Genomic DNA, 26,023 nt, shown 5'->3' on the forward strand with positions numbered 1-26,023 from the left:
ATTCCCCATTTCGTCAGGAGGTTCGCCATGGCGCCCGACGCAGCATTGCTCACCTTGGATGCACAAGGCTTGCAGCGCTTTCTTGCGATGCAGGATGAGGCTGTCTTGGCGGTGATCCAGCGCTTCTACGAGACCCACGCCGCCGCCTATGAACGGTTTGGTGCGAGCGGGCGGGCATCGTGCCGGGATGATCTGCACTTTCACCTGGAATTCTTGCGTCCGGTGCTGGAGTTCGGGCTGATTCAACCGATGGTCGATTATCTGGTTTGGCTCGATAGCGTGCTGTCCTCGCGCTCGGTACCCAGCGAGCACCTTGCGCAGTCGCTCGACTGGTTGGGGGAGTTTTTTGCCCAGCACATGGAACCCCCGGCTGGCGCGGTGGTCGCAGGGGCGTTGGCGCAAGTCAAAAAAGGGTTTTTGGCTGCGGGCCGCAGCATGGTGGCTCCGCAATGTACCCAGCCCGCATGGTCGCAGGCCCAGGACTTCGAGCGCGCCTTGCTCAAGGGGGACCAGGGCGCAGCCATGGCGGTGTTGAACACGATGATGGACGAGGGGTGCAGCCTCGTCGATGTCGAGATGCATGTGATCCAGCCCGCCCTCTACGCCATTGGAGACAAATGGCAGCGCAACGAGATTTCGGTCGCGCAAGAGCACATGGCTACGGCCATCGTGCAGATGGTGATGACTTTTGGGCTTGTTCGCTCGGCCCCTCCTTCGCTGACGGACAGGCGGGTGCTGTTGGCCTGTGTCGAAGGCAACCACCATGCCGTGGGGTTGTCGATGGTGTCGGACGCCTTTTCGCTGGCAGGGTGGCAGGTGCAGTATCTGGGCGCCAATGTTCCCACTGCGGCCTTGGTGGCGCATGTGCCGGAATACCGGCCGCATCTCGTGGGGTTGTCGGTGTCTTTCCCCCAGCATCTGCGCGTGGCACGGCAAGTAATCTGCAAATTGCAGGAAACAATGGGCAAGGAACGCCCTCCGGTGATGATCGGCGGGTTGGCGATCAACCGCTTTGGCGCCTTGGCCGACGCCATGGGAGCCGATGCCCAGGGTATCGATGCGCAGGCTGCCGTCGAGCAAGCGCAGCAGATGGTGCAAGCGCAGCGGATCGTGATAGGGCAGGGTACCTAGCAAGTGGGAGGCATACCCACCGCGTTGCAAGAGCTGCTGGGTGTCGTTGCGCTGGTCGTGAGCCAGGACGGCGCCCTCATCGAAGCCAACGCAGGGCTATACCGATTGCTCCCGACCGTGGAGCCGCCTGCGCACGGTTCGGATGTTGCGCGGTTCTTCGTGCAACCGGACTTTTCCACCTTGCGCAGCCTGGGTGGGGAACCGGGCGCTGAGGTGTACCGGGGGCTGTTGACCTTCGGGGACATCGATGGAACGACAAGAACGCTGCGGTCGGTGGTGACTCGCTGTCCGCAAGCGTTGCAGCAAGGCGCACAGCAAGGATTGTTTTTGCTTGCCGAATTCGATATCGAGGAACTGGAGCGCGTGACCGACACCGTCTTGCAGCTCAACCAAGACTATGCGCGTACCCAGATGGAATTGGCGCGCAGCAACTTCCAGCTCAAGCAGAACAAGCAAGCGCTAGAACAGTCCGTACAGGCGCTACAGCACGCCAACGACAAGCTCTCCATGGCGCAAGATCAGCTCGTGCAGTCGGAAAAGCTCGCATCGATCGGGCTGCTGGCCGCAGGGGTGGCGCACGAGATCAACAACCCGGTGGGGTTTCTCAAGTCCCACTGCGCTGCGCTGCAAGACTACGTGCAAGAGCTGTTTTCCGTGGTCGATGGCTGCGAAGCGGCTGTGGCGAAGGGAACGGATGCAGTGGCTGCGATGGACTCTGTGCGGGAATGCTGCGCCTGCGTCGATCTGGACTTTCTGCGCGAGGACATCCCCCCACTCATCGCAGAATCCATCGCCGGGCTGGATCGCATCGCACGCATCGTTCGCTCCCTGCGGGATTTTGCGGGCATCGACATCGCCACGGAATGGATCGAAGCCGACCTCCACACTGGGATCGACAGCATGCTGGAAGTCGTCTGGAACCAGGTCGGGGGGCGTTGTGTGTTGGCCAAAGAGTTTGGGGACATTCCCCGGGTGCAGTGCGTTCCTTCCCAGCTCAACCAGGTTTTTCTGCAATTGCTTGCCAACGCCTGCGCTGCCATCGACGGTAGGGGAACCATCTTCCTCCGCACCAGAACGATGGGAGAGGCGGGCGAGGAAGTATGCGTGGAAGTTGCCGACACCGGCAAGGGCATGGACGCCGAGCAGCGCAAACATATCTTCGACCCGTTTTACACGACGCGGCCCATCGGCAAGGGAACGGGGCTGGGGTTGTCTGCGTCGCTGGGGGTCGTCACTGCCCACGGGGGGCGCATCGAAGTGGACAGCGAGCCAGGCAAAGGCTCGGTGTTTCGGGTGATTCTGCCGGTGCGCCGTAGCGGCGAGGGATGCAGCGGCGAAGGCTCCAGCGCCAAGCGATGATCATTGCGCGTCCCGCACCACCCGTCCGTTCAGGGGCTGCACGGGCCGGGCGTTTTGGGGGTAGAGCTGCTGGAACATCCGAATCTGTTCGCGGCTCAGGGTCGTGGCCTGTTTGAGCACCATCCACAGCACGCCTTCGGTGCAAGGGGGGGTAGTGAGTGACCCCAGAAACTGGTAGTAGCGCCGATCCTTGGGAAGCAGCTCGTTGACATCGACGATATCCTGCGGCATCCGTACCGTATCGCCCATGTCCAGCGGCATGTAAGTCCAGACCTTGTCAATCAGGGGATTGGCTGTGCCCTGATCGAGTAGTACGGCGATGACAGCCAGGCGGTCGTCAGCACTCTTGTGTACCAGGTGCGCAACCATCGGGAAGCTGCGGAAATTGATCTGCTCTTCCGAAGGTGCGTGGAAATGGAACTGAATCAGGCGATAGGCCACTCCACGCACAACCAGGATGTTTTCCCCATACACATCGACCTGGATAGAGTGCCCATTGTTGGTAACTGTGCCGCCAGATGGGTGGTAGTCGAATTGCAACGGTTCCGCCGGTCCTAGCAGGGTGGAAGAAGTTTCAATGTTGATCGGGGCTTGGCGTTTGCCCGTTGCGCAGGTGGCAAATTCGGGCTTGAGTCGACCCCAGGCATGGGGCCCCGTGTCGCCGGAATACGACCAATGTACATCGCCGTGGCCATGTGCGCCGTGTTCCACCGGGGCTGCGTGCCCATACGGAGCATTGGTGGAGGGTACTGGGTGGCCGTTGTGTCCGGTATTGGCCACTGCTGGGCGCGGGGCGTGCTTTGCCTTGGCGGCTGCGGGGTGCGCCATGGCAGGCGCGGGCCTTGGCGGGGGAGGAGGGGGTTCCGTGATGACCAGTGTGAGCCGTTTTTTCTCGATGTGTTGTTCCTTGAGCGCACGCTCAATGTCATCGGTCAGCCCACTCCCGGTAGCCGATCCATGCGCAGCAGGCTTGGGCGCAGCAGCCACCTTGCCGTGCGCGGCGGGGACGGGGACATGCGCGCCGGGCGCGTGGTCTGCTGCAAGGGCGGCGGAACAGGCCAGCATGAGTGCGGCTGGGAACAAGCCCCACTTGCGTGTCATGGGGCGAGTGCGAACCAAGGTCAGGGCATCGGGGCCAGAAGGGGGAGTGAGGCAGCAACGCATAAGAAGTGGGGGACGTGATAGTCCGCAGGGAGAAGGGATGCAGCACTCGCTGCCATAGGCAGGGTACGAATGGCAGCGTACGAATGGCGGGGTACGAATGGGCCTGCACGCACGGGCGTGGCGGGATAGGGCGGGGAGCCAAGGGATCACAAGCCCTGTCAATCCATTCTGGCACGGGTAGCCTGGCGCCAAAAGCCAAAAAAACAGCCAGGGCTTTGCGTAGACGTTGCGCATCAGGAAAGTCGTGGCCGTTTCCTTCGCCCCCATCCCCTTTCCCGCTTTGCTCAGGTACGTACCTATCTTGTCTGCCATGGCAAACCACAGCAATTTCCCTTTCTCTGCGATCGGCGCAAGGATTCTTTGCCCGTTGTAGGAGCGATGGATGTCGTGATGACCGCGCTGGCTTGGGTGGGAGAAAACCAAGCCGTGCGGGGCGGGCTACCCCGGGTGGTACGATGCTACTGTGATGTAGCGCACGTTTTGGGTGGTACACCTTGCAACAACCTGTAACATTTGTCACCTTTGTACATACTATGGTGCCATGTATAGCGGGTGCCATGTGAGGCGTATTTGACGGATGTGTCCTGGGTTCGCTTCCTCCTGTACGCAGTATTTCCGAATTTTTTTCTGACTTTTTTCCTATCCTGAGAGATTTATCATGCAAAACGTCTTGACCTCCACTTTTCGTACGATGCTCGGCGGTGCTTTGGCGATGACCTTGCTGGCATCGGCAGCTTATGCAGTCAAACCTGCTGATACCGATACTAATGTCTTGAACCCTCTGAGCAGTGTGTACTGCAGCGATTCTGACGTGACCACGGGCAATGGTGGTTTCACAGGGTGCTTGGGTGCGTTCGCAGGGAATATCGACAACCAGTTTGATGCCATCCGCGCTGCCGCGTCAGCAGGCTTGGGGCTGCAACTCGGTGCGTACTACAGCAGCGAAGCGTTTGCTGATGCAGGGAACCCATTCCTGGAAAACGTGGGAGCGGTTGATACCGGGCTGATCCAGTTTGACGCGCCGCAAACGGGGTTGTTTGTGCTGGGCCTCAAGCAAGGCAATTCTTTCAGCCTGTACGCCTTTGACGGCAGTGCGGTCAGCGGCGGTATCGCATCCTTGCGATATGACAATACTGGAGTAGTGGATCACAAGGGTTCGCACAGTGATCTTTCCCACGCTGGGTATTTCGCTGCAACGTCCGTAACTCCCGTCCCCGAACCCGAATCGCTGGCGATGTTGCTCGCCGGTCTGGGGGTGCTGGGGGTGGCGGTGCGCAGGCGCGCTGCCCGTGCGTAAGCGGTAGGGCTGCTGCGTACTAACCTGAGGTTGCACCTTTTTGGGTGGCCATGGAGCCCGGTGTGCCGGGCCAAGCAAGTTAGGGGGGCTAAGGCCCCCTTTTCTATTGGTGGTTCCCTCCCAGCTTGATGGCTGTTTGATGGGGGCCATTTTGGCGACTATGCGACTTTCCTTTGCCAAGATGCACGGAGCGGGCAACGATTTCATCGTGCTCGACGAAACCCGATCCCGCCTGGGGTTGACGGCTGCTGCGTACCGCTTTCTGGCAGACCGGCGGTTTGGCGTAGGGGCAGACCAAATCCTGACGGTGCGGCCAGCGCCCGAACCCGGGGTCGATTTTGCGTACCACATCCACAATGCCGACGGGGGAGAGGTCGAGCAATGCGGGAACGGGGCACGCTGCTTTGCCCGCTATGTGCGCGATGCGGGGTTGACGGACAAAAACGTCCTCCGAGTCTGGACTCGGGCCGGGGTGATCGAACCCACGCTGGTGGCCGATGGCCGTGTGCGGGTCGATATGGGGCCGCCGATGTTTGCGTTGGGGCAGGTGCCCTTTGATGTGGATGGAGTGCGCGCCCGGCCCTGCGGAACGTGGGAACAATGGCCGTTGGCTTGGGGCGCTGCCCAAAAATCGGCGCGGGAACGGGCATCGGAACCGGCATGGAAATCAGCGTGGGAATCGGTATCGGAACCGGCATGGGTGTGCGTGCTCTCGATGGGGAACCCCCACGCCGTGCTCCGGGTCGACGATGTGGAAACGGCTCCAGTGGCCTTGTGGGGCCCGTTGATCGAAAACCATCCCCGTTTTCCCCGGCGGGTCAACGCTGGCTTTTTGCAGGTGATCGACCGGAGCCATGTTCGCTTGCGTGTGTATGAACGTGGGGCGGGGGAGACGCTGGCGTGCGGCACCGGGGCCTGCGCTGCAGTGGTCGCGGGGGTTCGCGCCGGGTGGCTCGATGCCGAAGTGGACGTAGCCATGCGAGGCGGTGCGCTGACCGTGCGGTGGGATGGGGCAGACACCCCCGTGTGGTTGACCGGGCCAGCGGTGTTCGTTTTTCGGGGGGAAATCGACATCTCCGACGATTTGCTGACTGCCCCCTAAGCGCGCCGCACTCCCCGTCATACTCCGTGCCGTTAGCCGTTAGCCGTTAGCTGACCCGCACCGCCCTCTGCATTCCTGACTGCCCTCTCGACCGAATACCGTGCCGAATACGAATACGAATACGAATACGAAAGCCACTGCAACTGCGAACGCTACGCCTGCGTGTACCCCGGCCATGACGGAAGCGGAGATTGCTGCATATCTGCAATCCAGCCCAGAATTCTTTTTGCGCCACCCCCAGGCATTGATGCCGGGGGAAGCGGATGCCCCCGGCGTGGCCACGGCTGGGGCGCTGCGGCGGCAGGGGCTGCGAATCCGCTTGCTCGAACGCCGCGTATTCGACTTGCAGCATGCGTCGGATGATCGCGTAGTGGCGTGGCAGGATTTGCTGCACTGGGCGTGCGCGATGTTTGGCCATCGCGACGAACACTCCTTGCCGCAGTGGATCGTCGAAGAGAGCAAGAAACGCCTGGATGTGGCACAGGCTTGCGTCAAGCTGTGGGATCTGCGCCCGGAATTCGCCGTCTGCGCCTTTGCCCAGGATGTGGGTGACAACGCACGGCTGCTGGCAGCTTCTCTGACCGAACCCTACTGCGGCCCGAATACAGGGTTGGAAGTCACCCAGTGGCTGCATGACCCCCATGCCGCTGCCTCCATAGCCGTCCTGCCCTTGCGTGCAGGAGACAACGAAGAGGGGCCAGACTGGAAAAATGCCCCGGACTGGAAAAAAGCCGCATCCAGCCCGTCTTTTGGCCTGCTGGTGCTGGGGAGCGCAGACACCCACCGCTTTCACGGCGCGATGGACACCAGCCTGCTCGCCGGGGTGGCTGCCTTGGTTGGCGCTGCGCTATCTCGTCTGCGCTGAGTCGGGAAAGCGCCGCCTGCACGCAAACAGCACCGAAGGTGCGTCTCATGGACTAGCTGGGTTGAAGGTAGCCGAGCGCGGTGCGGCGGTCGCAACCCTGTTACGGCAATGTCAGGAACTGCCGCGCAAGCGATGCTTCATGGCGCGTTCGACTTCCCGTTTCCCTTCGCGATCCGCAATGGTGTTGCGTTTGTCGTGTTCGGCCTTGCCTTTGGCCAGGGCTACCTCGCATTTCACCTTGCCGTCCTTCCAGTACAGGCGCGTGGGAACGAGGGTGTAGCCTTTTTGCTCGACCTTGCCGATCAGCCGACGAATCTCGGCCTTGTGCATCAGCAGCTTGCGGGTACGTGCCTTCTCTGGTTGTACGTGGGTCGATGCCGTTCCCAGGGGGTTGATCTGTAAGCCGATCGTGAACAGTTCCCCTTGGCGCAGCACCACATAGCCATCCGTCAACTGCACTTTGCCTGCGCGCAGGGATTTGACTTCCCACCCTTGCAGGACGATACCGGCCTCGAAACGTTCCTCGAAAAAGTACTGGAACGGGGCTTTTTTGTTGTCGACGATGCGGGAAGGGGGGGCAGAGTGCTTGGCCATAGAGAGAGGCTGCGCAAAAAAAGCAGGTCACTACAATTTCTTGGAGCAAAACCATTGTATGAAGACCGTCCACAAGTCCGTTCTGATCTGGTACAGCCCGGCTGAGATGTATCGGCTGGTGACGGATGTGGACAGCTACCCGCGATTCCTCCCTTGGTGCGACCATGCCCGCGTCGTCACGCAGGAACCAGAGGGGATGACGGCAGAGATCGGCATTTCCTTTGCCGGGTTGCGCCAGAGCTTCGTGACCCGCAACAGACACGTGGAAGATCGCCAAGTGGCCATGCATTTGGTGCGCGGCCCGTTTTCGAGGCTGGAAGGGCACTGGAACTTTCACCCGGTGGGGGATGGCCAGCGCCGGGCATGCAAAGTCGAGCTGGTATTGACCTACGGCTTCGAAAGAACCTTTGGGCTATTGATTGGCCCGATGTTCGACAAGGTGGCGGCCACCATGGTCGATGCTTTCGTTCGCCGCGCTCGTGAGGTGTATGGCGAATAAGAACCAGTCCTTGCTGTTGGACCTCTTACTTGCATTCCGAAGCAATGACGCTGTCGATATGCGATAGCTCCTGCGTGCGGGCTGCGTCGTCCAGGAACACCTTCTCGCCTTGCGCGTTCCTGCGGGTCAGGCGCGTTCCGGTTGTCAGCATCACGCGGGCTTCTCGCGCTCGCGCGCAGTTTCGGGCACGGGCCTGCGCCAAACGCTCTTCTTCTGCCCGCTGCTGCAAGGCCTGAGCCTGTTCGACCTTGGCCTTGCGTGCGGCCAGGGTGGGGTCCACCCCCGATGCCTTGCTGGCGGCAGGCTTGGGTACTGGGGCGCTTGCGTGGCCTTCTGCCGGGGCATCCAGGCCCTCGTCAGACGTTGGAGCCGGTGCATTGCCTGGGCGACGCAAGATGTTTTGCTCCGGCACGTCGATGGGTGGCGGTCGGTCGCTAAATACCTTGCGCCCATCCTGGTTCGTCCACACCCATTGGGACAGCGCAGGCAGAGCCACCAGGCACAGCCCGATGGCGAGAAGACGTGGATGCATCAGGATATGCTTCATGGCGGTATGGCTCGTGTTTTTCTTCATGGGTACACCGTGCTTTCGCATAGGAACGATGGTGATCCCCCAAAGGCCATTCGTTGTATTGGGGCAGTCGTCACCGGTGAGGGTCGTCGGGCTGTCGGAGTTGGCTGGGGTCGTCACGGGGTCATTCCTCTAGACGAATCTGGCAAACGGCGGCCAGTTCGGTCAGGGTGTCACGGGCGGTCTGGTAATCGAAGGCATTGATCTGTTTTTTTAGCGTACTGTACAGAGCCAGCGCTGGCCTGCCAGTCAGACCGCATGCCAATTCCTCCATCAGCTTCGGCTGAATGAATGCGGAGCGAGCCAGGCTCTTGTGCAGATCGCCCAGAATGGCTTCGATCCGGGAGGCATCCACTTCGCCGGTGGCTGCAGATTCGATGGGCGGAAGGCCCGCAATGGCCGCGAGCGTTATGGCAAGCTCCTCTTGGAAGCGAGGGCACGACGTGCATTGTTGTGCCCCCAGCTCGGTTTCCATGAGTTGGGCTTGGTCGTGGAGGGCATTCGCGCCAATCGATTTGGCCATGCCCTTGATCGTATGCACCAGGCGACGGGCATCGGGCCAACAGCCTTGGGCGAGATACGCATCCAGGGCCCTGGCGCTGTCGGCAAAATCCTGCGCGAATCCTTCGACCACACGGCGCAACATACTCCAGTCGCCCCCCATGCGTAGGATTGCCTCCGAAAGCAGGAGACCAGGCGCGTCGAAGGGAACCCCCTGCGCAGGGGAGGGTGAGGTCGGTGGCACAGTCTCCCTTTGGCGTGCGGTGGGCGGAATCCAGCGCAACAGCATGGCAGTCAGCTCGGCGATATCGATAGGTTTCGATAGGAAGTCGTTCATGCCGGCGGCTTGACTGGCTTGGCGGTCGGCCAGCATGGCTGCCGCAGTCATGGCGATGATGGGGACGTTCTTGCACTGCGATAGGTCGCGGATGCGTCGCGTCGCCTCAATGCCATCCATTTCCGGCATTTGCAAATCCATCAGGATGGCGTCGTAACTGCGGGCTGACGCTTTGTCCACGGCCTCGAAGCCATTGTTGGCCGTGGCGACGTGCAACCCGAGTTTTTCGAGCATCTCGGTCGCGACCATCCGATTGGTTGGGTTGTCTTCCACGAGCAGGACGTTGGCAGAGTGAATCGCCTGCATCTGGTTGCGGGCATGTCGCAAATCGTTCCATTGCTGTAGCGTGTCTGGAACCAGCCTGCCGTTTTGCAGCCCTGCTATGCAATCGAAGAGCTGTGAAGGGATCACCGGCTTGTCCAGGATCGCGTCGAACCGAACCTCGTGGGTGGCTTTCTGCGCCTCTTGGCGGCTGCATGCCGTGACCATGACCACGATAGCGTGCCATGTATTGGGGATGGTTTGGGCTTCTGCTGCCCGCAACTGGCGGGCCAGTTCGACGCTATCGAGGCCTGGCAGCGTCCAGTCCACGAGGAGTAATTCGTAGGGACACCCGTTGCGCAAGGCAGCCAGGGCTTTTTGCAGGCCCTCGTCACCCGCATGGGCGACATCGGCGTCGAACGACCAGGCTGTAAGGATGTTTTTCAATGCGTTGCATGCGACATCCTGATCATCCACGATCAGGGTGCGCATACCGCGCAGGCTGGTGGCTGTGCGTTGCCGTGTGGGCGTGGCCGAAGCCTTGAGCCGCACGGTGAAGGCAAAAGTGGTTCCGCGTCCTAGTTCGCTGTGGACAGTGATGGCGCCGTCCATGAGTTCGATCAGGGTTTTGGCGATGGTCAAGCCCAGTCCTGTGCCACCATACTTGCGCGTGGTGGAGGTGTCGGCCTGCTCGAAAGGCTGGAACAGCTTGCCGACTTGCTCGGATGTCATGCCGATGCCTGTGTCGCAGACTGCAACATGCAAGGTCACGTCGTCGCCCTGTTGCGCAAGCTGCTTCATCGATAGACGGACGTGGCCCTTTTGGGTGAACTTGATGGCGTTGCCGAGCAGATTGTTGAGGATTTGCTTGAAGCGCAGGGGGTCACCTACCAATACCGGGGGGATATCCGGGGCGACATCGAAGACCAGTTCGAGGCTCTTGTCGTCCGCTGCCAGATGGAAAAGGCCGGTGGTGTCCTCCAGAATCTCCGTGACCTCGAAATCGACCTCCTCCAGGTCGAGCTTGCCGGCCTCGATCTTCGAGTAGTCCAGGATGTCGTTGAGGATGTCCAAAAGCGAGCGTGCGGAGTTGCTCAGCTTCGATACATAGTCGCGCTGGCGCAGGTTCAGCTCGGTGTCCAGCAGCAGTTGTGTCAGACCCATCACCGCGTTCATCGGCGTGCGGATCTCGTGGCTCATGTTGGCCAGGAAGCTGGATTTCGAGCGGTTGGCGGCTTCGGCGGCTTCCTTGGCTTGCAACAGCGTTGCTTCTGCTTCCTTGCGACGGGTAATGTCTGCGATCGACCCGACCAAACCCAGTTCTTCTCCGCTTTGGCTTCCCCAACGGCGTCCCGTCAGGTTGCCCCAGAACTGCGATTGATCAGAACGCCAATACAGTCGTTCGAGGTCGATCATCGGAATCTCACTGTTCAGCAAGGCCAACATGCTTTGGCGGCCCATTTCCCGCTCGGAAGGATGGATCAAATCAATATATTCCATGCCAACCATTTCCTTCGCAGGAAGGTGGAACAGTTCCCCCATGCGATTATTCGCCATGGTGATTACGCCCTGGGAATCGACAAGAAAGATGCCTACGCTGACGGTATCCAGCAATTGCTGTAACAAGCTGTTGCGCGAGGCGATTTCCTTGTGCGCAATCTTGAGGGAATTTTCGGCTTCGATGCGGTCGGTGACGTCATGAACGATGGCATACAGCATGCGCTTTCCATGAACGGGCACCGGGGTGACATAGATTTCGACATCGCGAATTGCGCCAGAAGCAAGACGGTGTTGAAAGTGGAAGTATTTGGATTGCTCGCGAACAGCACGCTCTCGTTCTTTGGCAAGCTTATCGGCCGGTAGCGTGTTGATGTCGTTGATCGACATCTGGGTGAGTTGCTCTTTCGAGTAACCATAGTACAAAGCGGCTGCATGGTTGGCTGCGACGATCTGGCCGGAATCTGGCTCGATGATCAACATCACCGAGTGATTCGTTTCAAACAATTGCCGGAATTGGGCCTCGCTATCGCTGAGGGCCTGCTCCATCCGTTTTCGCTCTGTGATATCGCGGGCAATGGCTTGGAGAAAGGTTTGTCCCTCGATCTCGAATGGCACCAACTGCATGTCGAGCAGGATTTCCGTTGCATCGAGCCTGCGGGTCGGCCATTCAAAAAACTGCGGAACCCCCGCCATCGCCGCCTGCACTTTTGCGAATGCACGCTCCGTCGGCGGCCTGGAGTCGTTGGGGTCTGGTGCAGAAAATTCTGGAAGACAGTGGCCCACCACTTGGCTGCGATCTGTCGCGCCCAACAATTGCATAGCGGCGGCATTGCAATCGATGAAGAGCAGTCCATCGTGAATGGAGATGGCATCGCGCGACGATTCGAACAAGGCGCGGAATCTGGTTTCCTGGCTCCGTAGCGACAATTCTGTCTGCTTCTGTTCCGTCAGGTCGCGATGGATGCACACCATGCGCAAGGGTTGGCCAGACTCATCCCTGTCCACCGTGGCTGCCGCTTGGATGTGCCGCATCGTTCCGTCTGGCAGCACGATGCGGAATCCGCTGTCATAAGGCGTATCACCACGCACCGCCGCGCCCAGTTCCCGTTCTGCGCGTTCGATGTCGTCTGGATGGCAGCGCGAGCGCCAGAATGCGTAGTAGCGGCCGCTTTGCTGTACCTCGTCGGGAATTTGGTACAGCTCTGCCAAGCGCTCGTCCCAGGTGAGCGTGTCGTTGGCGAAATCCCAAACACAGATACCGATATCGGCCGCCTTGGTGGCCAGTTGCAAGCGGTTCTGGCTGTCTCGCAGCGCTTGTTCCGCAATTTTTCGCTGCGTAATATCCTGTTCGACGGCGACGTAGCGTGTGATCAAACCTTGTTCGTCTTTCAGCGGGGAGATGACGACGTGCAAGACGATCTCGCGTCCATCCTTGCTCCGGTTGCACATTTCGCCTTGCCAGGAGCAGCCATCCGTCAAAGCCGCCCACAGTGCTTCGTAGGTGGTTGCAGGCGTCTTGCCCGACTGGAGGATGCGCGGATTCTGGCCACGCACTTCGGCAAGGCTGTATCCCGTCACTTCCTCGAAGGCCTTGTTGACGTACTCAATGCGGGCTTCCGTATCCGTGATGATGATGTTTTCCGGGCTTTGTTCCACCGCTCTGGATAGCGAGCGAAAACTGGCCTGGACACGGCGCTGATGAACGATGCGCCATACCGCATTGATGATCAATTGCACGGTCTGCACGTCTTGCTCGGTGTAGGGGTCGGGTCGATTGCCCACACCGGCCAACATGACGACCTTCCCGTTTTCGATCACGGGGACGCTCAGCAGGCGCAGCAACGCGGCATGACCTGTCGGTAGTCCGCGTTTGCCTTCGGCCGAGGCGTAATCATTGATGACCAAGGGTTTGCCGGTTCTGATGGCATCGGCCCAGATGCCGGCTTGGCTGACCGGGTAGTGCTTGTCATAGGCCGCTTGGCAATAGCTGTTGCGCGTTCGCTGCGACCAGGTGCTCAATTCGATGTTGTCTTGGTCGTCGTACACGAAGTGCATGAAACCGATGCAACTGCCCGTCAGTTTCTCGGCGAAGTCCAAGCTTGCCTGCATGAATTCGGTTTGGTTCAGTTCGTCGGCGAGAACGGGCAAGGCGAGCAATGCCTTGGAGCGTTCGGCCTGCAAGCTCAAGTCGCGCTCGGATGCCTGAAGCTGTTGGGCTGTGCGGAGGATGTGCTTGCGGTGCGCCGAAAGTGACCAGATCACTTCGAAAAGCAGGAGGTCGATGATCAGACCACCCAAGCCGATGAGCGTCGGCTGGAGGTTTTGCAACTCGCGTTCCAGCTCCGTGCTGCTATGGAATCGAACGGTCCAGGTTCGGCCAGGTAGCGCGATGCGCTCTTCTGATGTGTAGTGGGGGCCAGGCAGTTTTGCGGCACGGCTGGAAGGCGAGGCATAGAGCAGGCTGTCCTCGGCTGGCACGGGGCCATCGTAGATTCTGAAATCGATGAGCGGGGGTTGTTTGCCCAGGATGCCTTCCATGAGATCCTTGGCGCGGAACGGGCTGTAGACGAACCCGATGAGCGCCGCACGACGTTGCTCCGGGGTATTCACATCGGCGCCGTTGCGGTAATGCGGCAGATACATCAGAAAACCGGCTTGAACATCCTTGGATGTTTCCTGTATCAACGTGACTTTGCCGGATACGGCGGGCTTTCCGCTATCGCGAGCCTGGCACATGGCGGCATGTCGCGTGGGTTCGGAAAACATGTCATACCCAAAAGCGCGTTTGTTACGCCAGTCGAAGGGTTCCAGGTAAATGATGCTGCTGTATCTCTCCCGCACTCCTTGGGGGTGGATGTGGAAATCCGGGAATCCCTCTTTGCGTATCGATCGAACCAATGCTTCTTGTTTGTCCGCAGGAACCATGACGGAATATCCGATTCCTTGAATGCCTGGCCAGTAGGCATCGATTTGGAGATGGTTGACGTACTTGCGCCATTTATTGCGATCGATGTTGTCGCTGCTCAGAAATAGCCCCAACCCCCCTCGCAGTACTTGCTCATATTCGGTCATGCGCCGGAGGATGGCATCCTGCGCTTGACGTACTTCATATTGGTATCGATCTTGGGCGCGCTTCTCCACATAGTCGGATGCAAACCACCAACTAAACAAGGTAATCAGCAAGGAAACAGCCAATACCAACCATGCAGTTGTTTCCGTATGAAATCGGTCGGCAAAGGACGAAGGCCGTCTATCAACGGGAATAGGCTGCGGCGCTGTCGCGTCGTCAGAGGCGGCGTTGGGTTTTGTGTAGGCCATGATTGATTTTTTTGGACGCATTGCGTCATTGCTGCCATGTCAAAGTACACCAAATCCCCCAAATGGCGGCGTGGGGGGGCGTGGGCGGCATAGAGGGGCGTGGGGGGCGTACATCCCAAAGCCCCGAGAAATTCCACCGGTAGCCCGGCAGCCCTACCGATAACCCCACCTTTACAATGAATTTTTTGGAGCGTATCCCATGCGCCTGATCAGTCAAGCACTTACTTTCGACGATGTGCTGCTGGTGCCTGCCTACTCGGCGGTATTGCCCAAGGACACCTCCTTGCGCACCCAGCTTTCGCGCCGGATTCCCCTCAATATTCCCCTGGTTTCTGCGGCGATGGACACCGTCACGCAGTCTCGCTTGGCCATAGCCGTCGCGCAGGAAGGGGGGATCGGCATCGTCCACAAGAACATGACCCCCGCCCAGCAGGCGGCGGAGGTCGCCAAGGTCAAGCGCTACGAATCCGGGGTATTGCGCGACCCTGTCGTCATTTCGCCGGATCACACTGTGCGCCAAGTGCTGGAACTGTCCAGTCAGCTTGGGGTATCGGGGTTTCCGGTCATCGAAGCGGGCAAGGTGGCTGGGCTGGTTACGGGGCGCGATCTGCGCTTCGAGACCCGGCTTGATCTTCCAGTGCGTTCGATCATGACCCCACGTGAGCGCCTCGTTACGGTGCCTGAAGGGACGACGGTCGAGCAGGCCAAAGTGTTGTTGCACCAGCACAAGATTGAGCGACTGCTCGTGATCGACGACGACTTTGCGCTGCGCGGGCTGATCACCGTCAAGGACATTACCAAGCAGACGGGCTTTCCCAACGCTGCCCGCGATGACCAGGGCAAGCTTCGCGTCGGCGCTGCGGTCGGCGTGGGGGAGGGCACCGAGGAGCGCGTGGATCTCCTGGTTCGCGCCGGGGCCGATGTGCTGGTAGTCGATACCGCGCACGGTCATAGCCAAGGTGTGCTCGACCGGGTACGCTGGATCAAGCGGAATTACCCGCAAGTCGACGTCATCGGCGGCAACATCGCGACGGGCGACGCTGCGCGTGCGCTGGTCGAAGCGGGTGCGGACGGTGTCAAGGTCGGCATCGGGCCGGGGTCGATTTGCACGACGCGCATCGTCGCCGGGGTGGGGGTGCCGCAGATCACTGCGATCGACAACGTCGCCACGGCATTGCGTGGAACGGGCGTCCCCCTGATTTCCGACGGCGGAATCCGCTTCAGCGGGGACATTGCCAAGGCGCTTGCGGCTGGTGCAGGCACGGTCATGATGGGAAGCATGTTCGCGGGTACTGAGGAAGCGCCCGGGGAAGTCATTCTGTACCAGGGGCGCAGCTACAAGTCGTACCGCGGGATGGGGTCGATCGGGGCGATGCAGCAGGGCAGCGCAGATCGCTATTTCCAGGAATCGTCCAACGCCAACCCCAACGCGGACAAGCTTGTTCCCGAAGGCATCGAAGGCCGCGTTCCCTATAAAGGTTCCGTCGTGTCGATCATCTTCCAGATGCTCGGCGGGCTGCGTGCCAGCCTGGGGTATTGCGGCTGCGCCACCATCGAGGAACTGCAACAGCGCAGCGAATTCGTGCAGATCACGACGGCAGGCATCCGCGAAAGCCACGTCCACGACGTGCAAATCACCAAGGAAGCCCCGAATTACCAGGCCGAGTGATTGCGGCTGATCGGGGTTTCGTGACCTGGTTCCATCGGGTCAGGGTGGGTCTTGCAATGCATGGCGCGTAGCCTGAATGCAGCGAGCGGTATCCGGGGGAATCGGGAAGCCGCTTCGCAACTTTCACAGTAACGCAGGCTTGCGTTCCTCTGCCTCTGCACACGTCCCACTCTGATGATGACTGACGCAAAATCATTGCACTTGGTGCTATAACCGGTCATGAGAGTGTTCAAGACACGAACCTTTCAGCGTTGGGCTGCCAAATCTGGCGTGACCGATGCCATGCTCCGCGATGTCATAGCGCAAATGGAAAGGGGATTGATCGACGTCGATCTTGGTGGCCATCTCTACAAGCAACGAGTTGCCCTGCCTGGGCGCGGCAAAAGCGGAAGTACGCGCACCATCATTGCTACACGGTTTGTGGACGTGCTCTTCTTTCTTTACGGGTTCGAAAAGAATGATCGAGACAACATTTCGGCAAAGGAATTGGCGTTGTACCGGCGCTTGGCGCACGAATTGCTCGATATGAACGATATGCAGATTGTTGCTGCGCTGGGTAAGCAAATTTTGACGGAGGTATCACGATGAGCAGGATGACGGACGAAGCCTTAGAGACGATGCGCGATCTGGAACAGATTGGTGTCGTCAGCAAGCAGACACTGCGCGATTTCGAGGCACAAGCCCTTCCACTGCCGACCTACACGGCAGAGACCATACGTGGCTTGCGTGAGCAACTGCATGTCAGTCAGGCTGTTTTTGCGGCGTACCTCAACGCCAGCGTTTCTACTGTACAGAAGTGGGAAAACGGGGACAAAAAGCCGAGTGGTGTAGCCTTGCGCCTGCTATCTGTGATAGAGCGCAAGGGTTTGGATGTGCTGGTTTGACATGATCCGTTTTGCCATTTGTAGGCCAGCACTTCGTACGTGTACGTATCAGCGTTAGGACTTGCGTACAACCGCTATGGTGTTGTTGTACCCACTCGCCAATACTGCAATGTACTGTCAGCGTGGGTACGCTTGGCTGGGAAAATTTTGCGTAAGTCCTATTAGTAATTCCTATAAATCTGGTTTTATTTTTTCCGTAACGGTTCCCTGGGTCATTCCCTCCCTGCCACCATGCAACAAAAAATCCTCATCCTCGACTTTGGTTCCCAGGTTACGCTGCTGATCGCCCGGCGTATTCGCGAAGCGCACGTCTATTGCGAGGTACACCCTGCAGACGTTGACGACGCATGGTTGCGAGCCTACGCCAGCGACGGGCAGTTGCGGGGTATCGTGCTTTCTGGCAGCCATGCCAGCGTTGCTGCGGAGGACACGCTGTCCATCCCGGATGCGGTGTTCACGTTGGGGGTGCCGGTACTGGGGATTTGCTATGGAATGCAGTGCATGGCCCACCAGCTTGGCGGGCGCGTGGAGTGCGGGCACCAGCCGGAGTTTGGCCCTGCGGACGTGCGGGTGCTTGCGCCTTCCCCCTTGTTCGACGGTCTCGCCGACTACAAAACCGCCAGTGGCAGCGCCATGCTCCACGTCTGGATGAGCCATGGCGACAGGGTCGAGGCATTGCCCCCAGGGTTTCGCGCCGTGGCCAGCACGGAACGTTGCCCCATCGCTGCGATGGCTGATGAAGACCGGCGTTGGTATGCAGTGCAATTCCATCCAGAAGTCACGCATACGCGGTTGGGGGTCGAGATGCTCCGGCGCTTCGTGCTCGATATTTGCGGTGCGCAGGCGGACTGGATCGTTGGGAACCGCGTCGATAGTCTCGTTGCCGCCATGCGTGAGCGGGTGGGCAGCGACCAGGTCATCCTCGGCCTTTCAGGTGGTGTCGATTCTTCGGTCGCCGCTGCGCTGCTGCACCGTGCCATCGGGCAGCAATTGACGTGCATCTTCGTAGACCATGGCCTGCTCCGGCAGGGAGAGTCCGAAGAGGTGATGGAGGTGTTCGCCCACCAATTGCACGCGACGGTGTTGCGGGTCGATGCCAGCGAGCAATTTTTGGCCAAGCTCGCAGGGGTGAGCGACCCCGAAGCCAAGCGAAAAATCATCGGCGCGGAGTTCATCGCCGTCTTCCGTGCGCAGGCTGAACGGCTGTTGGCGTGCCCGCAGCCTGGTTCCAGAACCGGAGAACGCGGCGACGCCTGGCTTGCGCAGGGGACGATCTACCCGGACGTGATCGAGTCCGGCAGCGGCAAAAAGGCGGCGGTCATCAAAAGCCACCACAACGTCGGCGGCCTGCCTGAACAACTGGGGCTGCGCCTGCTCGAACCCTTGCGTGACCTGTTCAAGGACGAGGTGCGGGAACTGGGTCTGGCGCTCGGACTGCCGCCCGCGATGGTCTACCGCCACCCTTTCCCGGGGCCGGGGCTGGCCGTTCGCATTCTGGGGGAAGTCCGCCGCGATTACGCAGATCTGCTGCGCAGGGCCGATGCGATCTTCATCGAAGAATTGCGGCGCACCATCGACCCCGACACCGGCAAGAGCTGGTATGACTTGACCAGCCAAGCCTTCACCGTATTCCTGCCCGTCAAAAGCGTAGGCGTGATGGGCGACGGACGAACCTACGAATACGTCGTCGCGCTGCGTGCCGTGCAGACCAGCGACTTCATGACCGCAGACTGGGCGGAATTGCCCTACGCGCTACTCAAGACTGTTTCCAGCCGCATCATCAATGAGGTACGCGGCATCAACCGCGTGACCTACGACATATCGAGCAAACCACCGGCAACGATCGAGTGGGAATAGCCTGGATTCTTATGCTGTGTTCGGGCGGTATCGGGATAGTATTTTGATATGAGCGAGGGTGGTGCTTGCAAGTTTGGGAATATGAGCTGGATTCTATTATTGGTAAGAATAAAAATAGGAATGAGCATCAAATGCGTTTGAGATTGCTCGCTAGTATATTCTTCGCTTTGGTGGTGGCTGCGTTGTTGATCAACGTCCTGTTACTGTTTACGGTGCAGCAGACCATCCATTCCACAGAGCAGGCAGTGTTGCGCAGTGATCTCGCCCAGCGGGAAGTGGATCGCTTGGTGCAAGAAATCGATATTGCATCGCAATTGGTGCAAAGCTATACCACCACAGGGGAAATTGAATATCTGGAAATTTATTATGACATGCTGGCCGTGCGCAATGGGGAAAAATCTTCCCCTCCAGAGGGTGAATCGGTGCGCTATTGGCGCGACCGCGTAGCTGGCAGGAATAAGATAGTTTTGCCAGAAGGTAACGAACGTCACAATTTGTTGCAACGGCTCGATCTTATGCAGTTTACTCCGAACGAGTTGGCTGCGGCAAGAAATATGCTGGATATTATTAGGAATATGCAGGTGATTGAACGTATTGCCTTTGCGGCTACCCAGGGCCTTTATGATGTCCAGAGTGGGGAAATCGTCTCGGATGGAACGCCAGACTTGACTTATGCCGTGCAGCGTGTGCATTCACCCGACTATCTTGCCCTTCGAGCAGATCTGGTGGGCGCTGTTGGTAACTTGGCAGGCATGGTGCGCGAACGAGCGCAAGGGGATATTCGGATGGCGCGGCAGCGCCAGGAACGTGCCGTTCTGCTCACACTGGCCGTGAATGCAGTATTGCTGTTCGTCATGATCGCGGCGATGAAAGTGGTGCAGCAAAGAGTAGTACTACCCATTGCAGCGTTGGATGAGCCAACGCGCAAATTTGCCAACGGTGACTATAGTGCGAGGGTGGCGGATAGCCCCGGTGAAGTGCAAGAGCTGCGTACTTTGCGGAAAATGTTGAACCACATGGCGGAGGCCATCGAGCGGGATATACGCCAGCGCGATGCCATTCAGGTGGAATTGCAAAGAGCGCGTGACCAAGCGCAGGCAGCGACCCAAAGCAAATCCATGTTTTTGGCCAATATGAGCCATGAAATCCGCACCCCGATGAATGCCATCATCGGCATGACATATCTTGCCTTGGAAACCCAGCCCACCGCACAGCAGCGGAATTATCTTGACAAAGTACTCAGCGCCTCTCATATTTTATTATCAATCACAAGGTTAAAACCACCGGCTTTAGCCGGTCAGCTTTAGCTACGCGAATAAGCCTCAAAAAAGGGGACGGCATGGATTATAGATACGGAAGTCATACAGTATTCCAGATAGAGTATCACTTTGTATGGGTTACGAAATACCGTTACAAGGTTCTGACGGGAGAAATTGGGGAGCGGGTCAGAGAGCTAGTGCGAGAAACATGTGAGGCATTTGAAATCAGGATTGTGAAGGGTGTGGTAAGTAAGGATCACGTGCATATCTTGGTAAGTTGCCCGCCGGTAATGGCACCAAGTGAGATTGTCCGGAGGCTGAAAGGGCGGACAGCAAGCAAGCTGTTGGAAGAGTTTCCACACATAAAAAAGAGATACTGGGGACGTCACTTTTGGGCGAGAGGATACTTTTGTGCAACTGTAGGGCAGATGACAGAAGAAATGATTAAGAGCTACTTAGAACACCATTTTGAACCGAGGCAGAACGATGATTTCAAGATGGAGCCGGGCTAAAACGCGTCGTTCAGCCGACGCGTATCCGGACTTTCAGTCCGTAATATCAACCCACCAGCTTTAGCTGGTGGTTGTTGAGTGAGTTTGATCAACGACGTGCTGGATTATTCCAAAATCGAGGCTGGCGGCATGAAATTGGAGACGAAGCCTTTTTCTTTGGAAGATGTGTTGGCGCAAGCCTTGGGAATGGTACGACAACGTGCCCAGGAAAAAGAATTAGAGTTGCTATGTAATTTTCTTGATCCATCTTTATTGATGACCCGTTCGACCTTTCTTGGCGATGAACTACGGTTGACACAGGTACTTACTAATCTGCTGAGCAATGCGGTGAAATTTACTTCGGTAGGCCAGGTTCGGGTAACTGTGGACACGTATAAGTTGTCTGATGAATTGCCTGGTGCATTATCTAGTGAATCACCTAGTGAATTTTTTAATAAACTGCCGAAAGATGTAGAGAAGAACAGAGTGGGATTGTCGATTGCAGTACATGACACCGGTATTGGCATGACAGCGCAACAGATGGAAGGCTTATTTCGTGAGTTTTCGCAAGCCGATGAGTCGACTACAAGACGTTTTGGTGGAACAGGATTGGGTTTGGCGATTTGCAAGCGTTTGGTGGAATTGATGGGAGGTACCTTGAGTGTGCGTAGCCAACCTGATCAAGGAAGTGTGTTTGAACTACGTGTCTGCTTGGGGGTGCCTGATGTAGAACCAGTTCCCAGCTTGCCACCGGAAGTAGCTGGGTTACGAGTATTGGTTGCAGAAGACCATCCAGACAGTCAGGCCATGGTGTTGTCTTTGTTGCAACATATAGGCGTTGGTAGTCAGGGCGCTTTGGTGGGCGCAAACAATGGCGTAGAGGCTTTGGAGCGACTAACGGAAGCCCGGCGGCAAGGCAAGGCTTTCGACATAGTATTTTTAGATTGGATATTGCCTGATATCGATGGATCGGATGTGCTGCGGCGCGCTCGCACAGAGCATCCTGCTTTGCGGATCGTGGTCATGTCTTCCAGTGGTATCGGGCACATGGAAAGCGCTGTCCACGCTACAACATGCCAGGAATGCATAGAGAAGCCCTTGTTACCTGAGCCATTGCGCAGGCTATTCCAAAAGGCTGGCGCAGGGGCGCCAGAGTCTGTCCCAACCCGGACACGGTTGGATGGCTTGCGCGTGCTGCTGGTGGAGGACAATCCTTTGAATCGGGAGTTGGCAACGGAATTGCTGGTGGGTCGTGGTGCCTTGGTCGATCTGGCAGTCCATGGTCTTGAGGCGGTGGAACGTCTACGGATGGTAGGCCCCACGGCTTACCACGTAGTGTTGATGGATTTACAAATGCCGGTGATGGACGGCTATGAAGCGATTGCGCGAATTCGCCAACTTGCGGAGTTTCACGAGTTACCAGTCTTTGCAATGACTGCCGACGCGATGACCAGTGATCGTGATCGTTGTTTGACGGCTGGAATGCAGGGACACGTGGCCAAACCCCTTGATCCATCGGCTCTATTTGCGTTGCTGGAACGGTATTTGCCAGAGACTGGGGCGCTGCCCCAACACCCAGATCATTCCAGCTCCCTTCCAGGAAGTACCGCTAATGCAATGAGTGGTGTACCACAAATACCAGGATTGGATTTGTCTCGGGCCTTACTGTTTTGTGATAACAATGAAACGGTATTGCGCAAACTATTCAGTGGTTTCGTGCATGATTATGGTGACGGGCTGCATCCCGTGCCGAATTTTGGTGCATGGCATGAACTAGTGCGTACGGCGCACACCCTACGTGGTCTTGCTGGTTCCATAGGCGCCAATGCCGTGCAGGTTGAGGCGACAAACCTGGAAAAAGCCGCGAAGGACGAGGATCCAATTCGTGCATGCGAAAGCTGGCCGCGTCTTCACGTCTTGCTCCAAGAAACGGCAAAAGCATTGGAACGGTGGCAAATATGTGCTGCTCCCACTGCGGGAGAGTCGTCGATCCTTTCAGAACATGATGCCATTTTTTCTGATGACTCGAATAGTGATACGACTAACGATGTAGTCGCTCAGTTGTTTGATTTAATCAAGAATAGTGACAGTCAAGCCTTGGAATTGTGGGCGCAGTATGCTGATTCCTGGACAAAGGTTTTATCGCCACGGATATTCCGTAAAGTTTCTATTGCGATGAAAAATTGTGATTTTGATGCTGCACTCACCGCATTCGAGGGAACGAGTCATTCCGACTTCATGCAAAGGAGCAATTTGTGAGCGAGTCAATCCCATCTATCAAGAGTACCATTTTGGCGGTGGATGACACGCCGGCCAATCTGAATCTATTGGCCAGTGTGCTCAATAAAAGCTACCGGGTGCAATTGGCCAATTCAGGAAGCAAGGCGCTGGAGATTGCCTTCAAGAAAGTACCTGATTTGATCGTGCTCGATGTCATGATGCCTGGAATGGATGGGTATGAAACTTGTCGTTGCCTGAAAGCCGATGAGCGGACACGCCATGTCCCTGTGCTTTTTTTGACTGCCATGACCCAACCCGAAGACGAGGCGCTCTGTTTTGAGGCTGGCGGGGTGGATTTCATTCCCAAACCTTTTCATCCAACCACCCTGAAGGCCCGCGTCGCTACGCATTTACAGATCAAGGCTTGGCATGATGCCATGCGTGATCGCAATGCATGGTTGCAAGAGGCACTGGAATCACGACTGCAAGAGGTAGATCGCCTCCGTGACGCCACTTTCCATCTGATGATCTCCTTTGCGGAATTTCGCGATGAAGACACTGGGCATCACGTCAAACGAACGCAGGAGTATGTTCGACTGTTGGCATCCTGGTTGGCGCAGCAACCTGGTTCGGCGGTCTTGCTGGATGACGATGACATTGACCAAATAGCTAGATCAGCGCCTTTGCATGATATCGGAAAGATTTCTATTCCAGATAGTATCCTTTTGAAACCTGGCCCACTGACGCAGGAAGAATTTGCGGTGATGAAAACCCATTCCATGCAAGGCTGGGAGATGCTCCGTCGCGCTGCAGAACGCATGGGTAGTGAAAGCGGAAAGGCATTGGGCCATGCCATGGACATTGCCAGACACCACCATGAAAAGTGGGATGGAAGCGGCTATCCCGATGGTCTTGAAGGTACGGATATTCCATGGTCTGCTCGCCTCATGGCCGTGGCGGATGTGTACGATGCGTTGATGAGTCGTCGTCCCTACAAAGAGAGTTTTACGCATGAGAAAGCGCTGATCCTCATTCAGGAGGGAAGTGGTCGGCATTTCGATCCGGCCATCGTGCAGGCGTTGGTGGCTCAACAGAATTTTTTGGCTGAAATTTTTGTTCGATGGAAAGATTGAAAATGATATTCCTTTTCAAATTATTAAACTTGTTCAAATTTTCCCCCTATTTTTGCCTGATGAATTGGATGCATCGATTGCGAATTTTTTTTCGTCATAGCGCATGGATTCTGGCGCTTTGCGGGAGTGCAACGGTTGCGGCCGTGGATTTGTCGTGGACGGGTTTTGGTACGCTGGGCTATTCCCAGTCCAACCGCGATTACGCATACCTGCGTTTTATCGATTCGGGTGGCACATTCCAGACTGATAGCCTGTTAGGGGGGCAGGTGGATGCGCAAATCAGCAAGCAATGGTCGGCTGCTTTACAAGTCCAATTGCGGCCTTCACTCCAACATGAATCAGCTTGGGATCTGAAGCCGAGTCTTGCCTTTGTGGCGTGGCGGCCCGATGATGATTGGCTGCTGCGTGCGGGTCGATTCAGGGCGCCATTGCTGATGTTCTCAGAATCGATAGAGCTTGGCACTTCGTACGATATGGCGCGTCTTCCTCATGAACTGTATGGCATATTTCCAATCAAGGAATTTGATGGTTTGTATGTTTCCCGTTTCTGGCCCATCGGTGATCGTGAGCTGACTGCTGAGGTTTTTGGGGGCACTGGTGATACGACCTTGCGTGCATGGGTACGCAACGAATTGCCGCCAATCTGGGAGCCAGGAGCCTTCTTCAGCGATACGCGAATCACATCGCGTGGTTATGCGTTGACATTGCGTGACCGCAGTACGGTGTGGCGGGCAGGCTTGACACGCGCCAAAGCTTATGCCGTGAATCCCTCAAAATGGGTTGCGAGCTTCCCGTGGGTGCAAATAGCCCCAGGCTTGGGGTATTGGCAGGTGAGCGATGCATTGCCTGGGCCAGGGGTGTCGATGGTGCAAGCAGTAACGTTGGACGTGTTGACTGCGGGGGTGGAAAAGAGTTTTGGGCAAGGTTGGCGTGTGGCCGCAGAGCTGGGACAAGCAAAACAATTGGAATCGGAATTGAGCGTCAGTGCGATGTCAGGATACGTGATGTTGTCGAAAGATATTGGCAATTTCACTCCGTATCTGAGTCTCAGTCGTGTATTGTCTGATTCCAAACAAAGGCGATGGTACGAGAATTTATCTCATGCTACATTGCCTGCAGCAGTGCCTAACGCTGCAGCGCTCGTTGCTGCCCAACGTGCCATGGCAGATTTGATTACGATCTATGACCAGTATTCCTATGCGCTGGGTACTTCTTACGCTTTCGATTCCGATAGCAAAATCAAGATTGAGTGGGTGCGTACGCATATTGGCCTAGGTTCCACGCTGGTGGATAGTCCAGCCCATGCCAATCCAGTGGGCCGTACGCATATCGATGCGCTCTCCTTCAACTACAGTTTTGTGTTCTAGGAGCGATGACCATCATGAGATCAATTCTTATTTTGTTTGTCGGAAGCATACTAGCCATGCAAAATTCCGTCCTGTCTGCAGAAGCTGCCGACGCTGACGTGGTTGTCATTGCTCATGCCTCTGTGCCATCGATGGATGCGCAATTGCTTTCACGCTTGTATACAGGTCGTGCCGTCAGCGTGGGGGATACGCCGGTGACGGTGGTCAATGCTGCGGTGGGCAGTGATTTGCGCAATCGTTTTCTGGGTAAATATCTGCAACAAGACGATAGAAAGTACCGTGCCTATTGGATGGTTCGCCGCCATGTAGGCAAGGGAATCCCGCCTCGTGAATTCCAAACCGTTAGCGAAATGATTGAGTATGTGCAGCGTACACCGGGCGCTATTGGCTACGTAGAAAGCAGTGACGTCAAGCCGGGGCTACATATCGTTCTCAGGCTGTGAGGTTGTGTGACTTCGGATGTATCCGTACATCCGAACTTCTCAAGAAATGCAAGTGGGAAGGTGACAGATATACGAATACGCGGATTGGTATTGGTATGGATATTTATATTCTGATAAAAACAGAAACGAGCGTTGCAGAATTGTGTGACTGATATGACCTTCGAAAGATTCGAATCCCCCCTGGAGATCGATTTCCGAGTT

Annotated in this window: 20 protein-coding genes; 16 read left to right on the forward strand and 4 right to left on the reverse strand. The window is 57.3% G+C overall.

Translation table 11 applies throughout. The features are described 5' to 3' along the window. The first annotated feature begins 27 nt into the window (after nt 1-27). Nucleotides 28-1,131: a cobalamin B12-binding domain-containing protein gene (locus CENROD_RS11570; RefSeq protein WP_022776558.1), complete on the forward strand. Its 1,104-nt coding sequence runs from the start codon at nt 28-30 to the stop codon at nt 1,129-1,131. Between the two features lie 3 nt (nt 1,132-1,134). Then, a complete protein-coding gene (locus CENROD_RS11575) occupies nt 1,135-2,490 on the forward strand; it encodes a sensor histidine kinase (RefSeq protein WP_022776559.1) in 1,356 nt (451 codons plus the stop codon). On the opposite strand, the gene CENROD_RS12730 is transcribed toward CENROD_RS11575, so the two are convergent. Next, nucleotides 2,491-3,591: a carbonic anhydrase gene (locus CENROD_RS12730; protein WP_187292306.1), complete on the reverse strand. Its 1,101-nt coding sequence runs from the start codon at nt 3,589-3,591 to the stop codon at nt 2,491-2,493. It abuts the gene before it with no gap. A 721-nt stretch (nt 3,592-4,312) separates the two neighbouring features. On the opposite strand from CENROD_RS12730, the gene CENROD_RS12735 reads away from it, so the two are divergent. The 3 genes from CENROD_RS12735 to CENROD_RS11595 all read left to right on the forward strand — a co-directional run bounded on the left by CENROD_RS12735 (nt 4,313) and on the right by CENROD_RS11595 (nt 6,918). Further along, nucleotides 4,313-4,951, forward strand: coding sequence for a PEP-CTERM sorting domain-containing protein (locus CENROD_RS12735; protein WP_022776561.1), 639 nt, complete (start codon nt 4,313-4,315; stop codon nt 4,949-4,951). Nucleotides 4,952-5,111: 160 nt separating this feature from the next. Continuing rightward, nucleotides 5,112-6,053, forward strand: coding sequence for a diaminopimelate epimerase (dapF, locus tag CENROD_RS11590; RefSeq protein ID WP_041194775.1), 942 nt, complete (start codon nt 5,112-5,114; stop codon nt 6,051-6,053). 175 nt (nt 6,054-6,228) lie between these two features. Next, nucleotides 6,229-6,918 (forward strand): DUF484 family protein, encoded by a 690-nt coding sequence (locus CENROD_RS11595; protein WP_022776563.1) that lies wholly within the window; start codon nt 6,229-6,231, stop codon nt 6,916-6,918. Between the two features lie 111 nt (nt 6,919-7,029). Here CENROD_RS11595 and smpB read toward each other — a convergent pair whose 3' ends face one another. Further along, nucleotides 7,030-7,512, reverse strand: coding sequence for an SsrA-binding protein SmpB (gene smpB / locus CENROD_RS11600; RefSeq protein WP_022776564.1), 483 nt, complete (start codon nt 7,510-7,512; stop codon nt 7,030-7,032). Between the two features lie 58 nt (nt 7,513-7,570). Between smpB and CENROD_RS11605 the strand changes: the two genes are divergently transcribed. Next, nucleotides 7,571-8,011 carry a type II toxin-antitoxin system RatA family toxin gene (locus tag CENROD_RS11605; protein ID WP_022776565.1) on the forward strand — a complete coding sequence of 147 codons (441 nt, stop codon included), beginning with the start codon at nt 7,571-7,573 and terminating at the stop codon, nt 8,009-8,011. A gap of 25 nt (nt 8,012-8,036) precedes the next feature. On the opposite strand, the gene CENROD_RS11610 is transcribed toward CENROD_RS11605, so the two are convergent. Next, on the reverse strand, nt 8,037-8,702 hold the full coding sequence (locus tag CENROD_RS11610; protein WP_022776566.1) for a DUF4124 domain-containing protein: 666 nt from the start codon (nt 8,700-8,702) through the stop codon (nt 8,037-8,039). A 4-nt stretch (nt 8,703-8,706) separates the two neighbouring features. Beyond that, complete coding sequence (locus tag CENROD_RS12740; protein ID WP_022776567.1) at nt 8,707-14,499, reverse strand: PAS domain S-box protein; 5,793 nt, start codon at nt 14,497-14,499, stop codon at nt 8,707-8,709. A gap of 199 nt (nt 14,500-14,698) precedes the next feature. On the opposite strand from CENROD_RS12740, the gene guaB reads away from it, so the two are divergent. The 10 genes from guaB (at nt 14,699) to CENROD_RS11665 (ending at nt 25,822) form a co-directional block, all read left to right on the forward strand. Continuing rightward, complete coding sequence (gene guaB / locus CENROD_RS11620; protein ID WP_022776568.1) at nt 14,699-16,168, forward strand: IMP dehydrogenase; 1,470 nt, start codon at nt 14,699-14,701, stop codon at nt 16,166-16,168. A 219-nt stretch (nt 16,169-16,387) separates the two neighbouring features. After that, complete coding sequence (locus tag CENROD_RS11625; RefSeq protein WP_022776570.1) at nt 16,388-16,756, forward strand: type II toxin-antitoxin system RelE/ParE family toxin; 369 nt, start codon at nt 16,388-16,390, stop codon at nt 16,754-16,756. Continuing rightward, entirely contained in the window at nt 16,753-17,052 is a 300-nt protein-coding gene (locus CENROD_RS11630) for a helix-turn-helix domain-containing protein (protein ID WP_022776571.1), read from the forward strand. Before CENROD_RS11625 ends, CENROD_RS11630 begins: the two co-directional genes overlap by 4 nt. 231 nt (nt 17,053-17,283) lie before the next feature. Further along, entirely contained in the window at nt 17,284-18,909 is a 1,626-nt protein-coding gene (guaA, locus tag CENROD_RS11635) for a glutamine-hydrolyzing GMP synthase (protein WP_022776573.1), read from the forward strand. 65 nt (nt 18,910-18,974) lie between these two features. Continuing rightward, nucleotides 18,975-20,216 carry a histidine kinase dimerization/phospho-acceptor domain-containing protein gene (locus tag CENROD_RS11640; RefSeq protein WP_202961159.1) on the forward strand — a complete coding sequence of 414 codons (1,242 nt, stop codon included), beginning with the start codon at nt 18,975-18,977 and terminating at the stop codon, nt 20,214-20,216. Between the two features lie 32 nt (nt 20,217-20,248). Beyond that, on the forward strand, nt 20,249-20,680 hold the full coding sequence (gene tnpA, locus CENROD_RS11645) for an IS200/IS605 family transposase (protein ID WP_022776326.1): 432 nt from the start codon (nt 20,249-20,251) through the stop codon (nt 20,678-20,680). A gap of 78 nt (nt 20,681-20,758) precedes the next feature. Next, entirely contained in the window at nt 20,759-22,918 is a 2,160-nt protein-coding gene (locus CENROD_RS11650) for a hybrid sensor histidine kinase/response regulator (RefSeq protein ID WP_051360384.1), read from the forward strand. Then, nucleotides 22,915-24,012, forward strand: a complete 1,098-nt coding sequence (locus CENROD_RS11655) for an HD domain-containing phosphohydrolase (RefSeq protein WP_022776576.1) — start codon at nt 22,915-22,917, stop codon at nt 24,010-24,012. Before CENROD_RS11650 ends, CENROD_RS11655 begins: the two co-directional genes overlap by 4 nt. Beyond that, on the forward strand, nt 24,000-25,379 hold the full coding sequence (locus CENROD_RS11660; RefSeq protein ID WP_022776577.1) for a hypothetical protein: 1,380 nt from the start codon (nt 24,000-24,002) through the stop codon (nt 25,377-25,379). Before CENROD_RS11655 ends, CENROD_RS11660 begins: the two co-directional genes overlap by 13 nt. A gap of 5 nt (nt 25,380-25,384) precedes the next feature. Next, nucleotides 25,385-25,822 carry a hypothetical protein gene (locus CENROD_RS11665; protein WP_022776578.1) on the forward strand — a complete coding sequence of 146 codons (438 nt, stop codon included), beginning with the start codon at nt 25,385-25,387 and terminating at the stop codon, nt 25,820-25,822. The last annotated feature ends 201 nt before the right edge of the window (nt 25,823-26,023 follow it).

Origin of the sequence: Candidatus Symbiobacter mobilis CR, from assembly GCF_000477435.1 — a bacterium.
Taxonomy (GTDB): domain Bacteria; phylum Pseudomonadota; class Gammaproteobacteria; order Burkholderiales; family Burkholderiaceae_C; genus Rhodoferax; species Rhodoferax mobilis.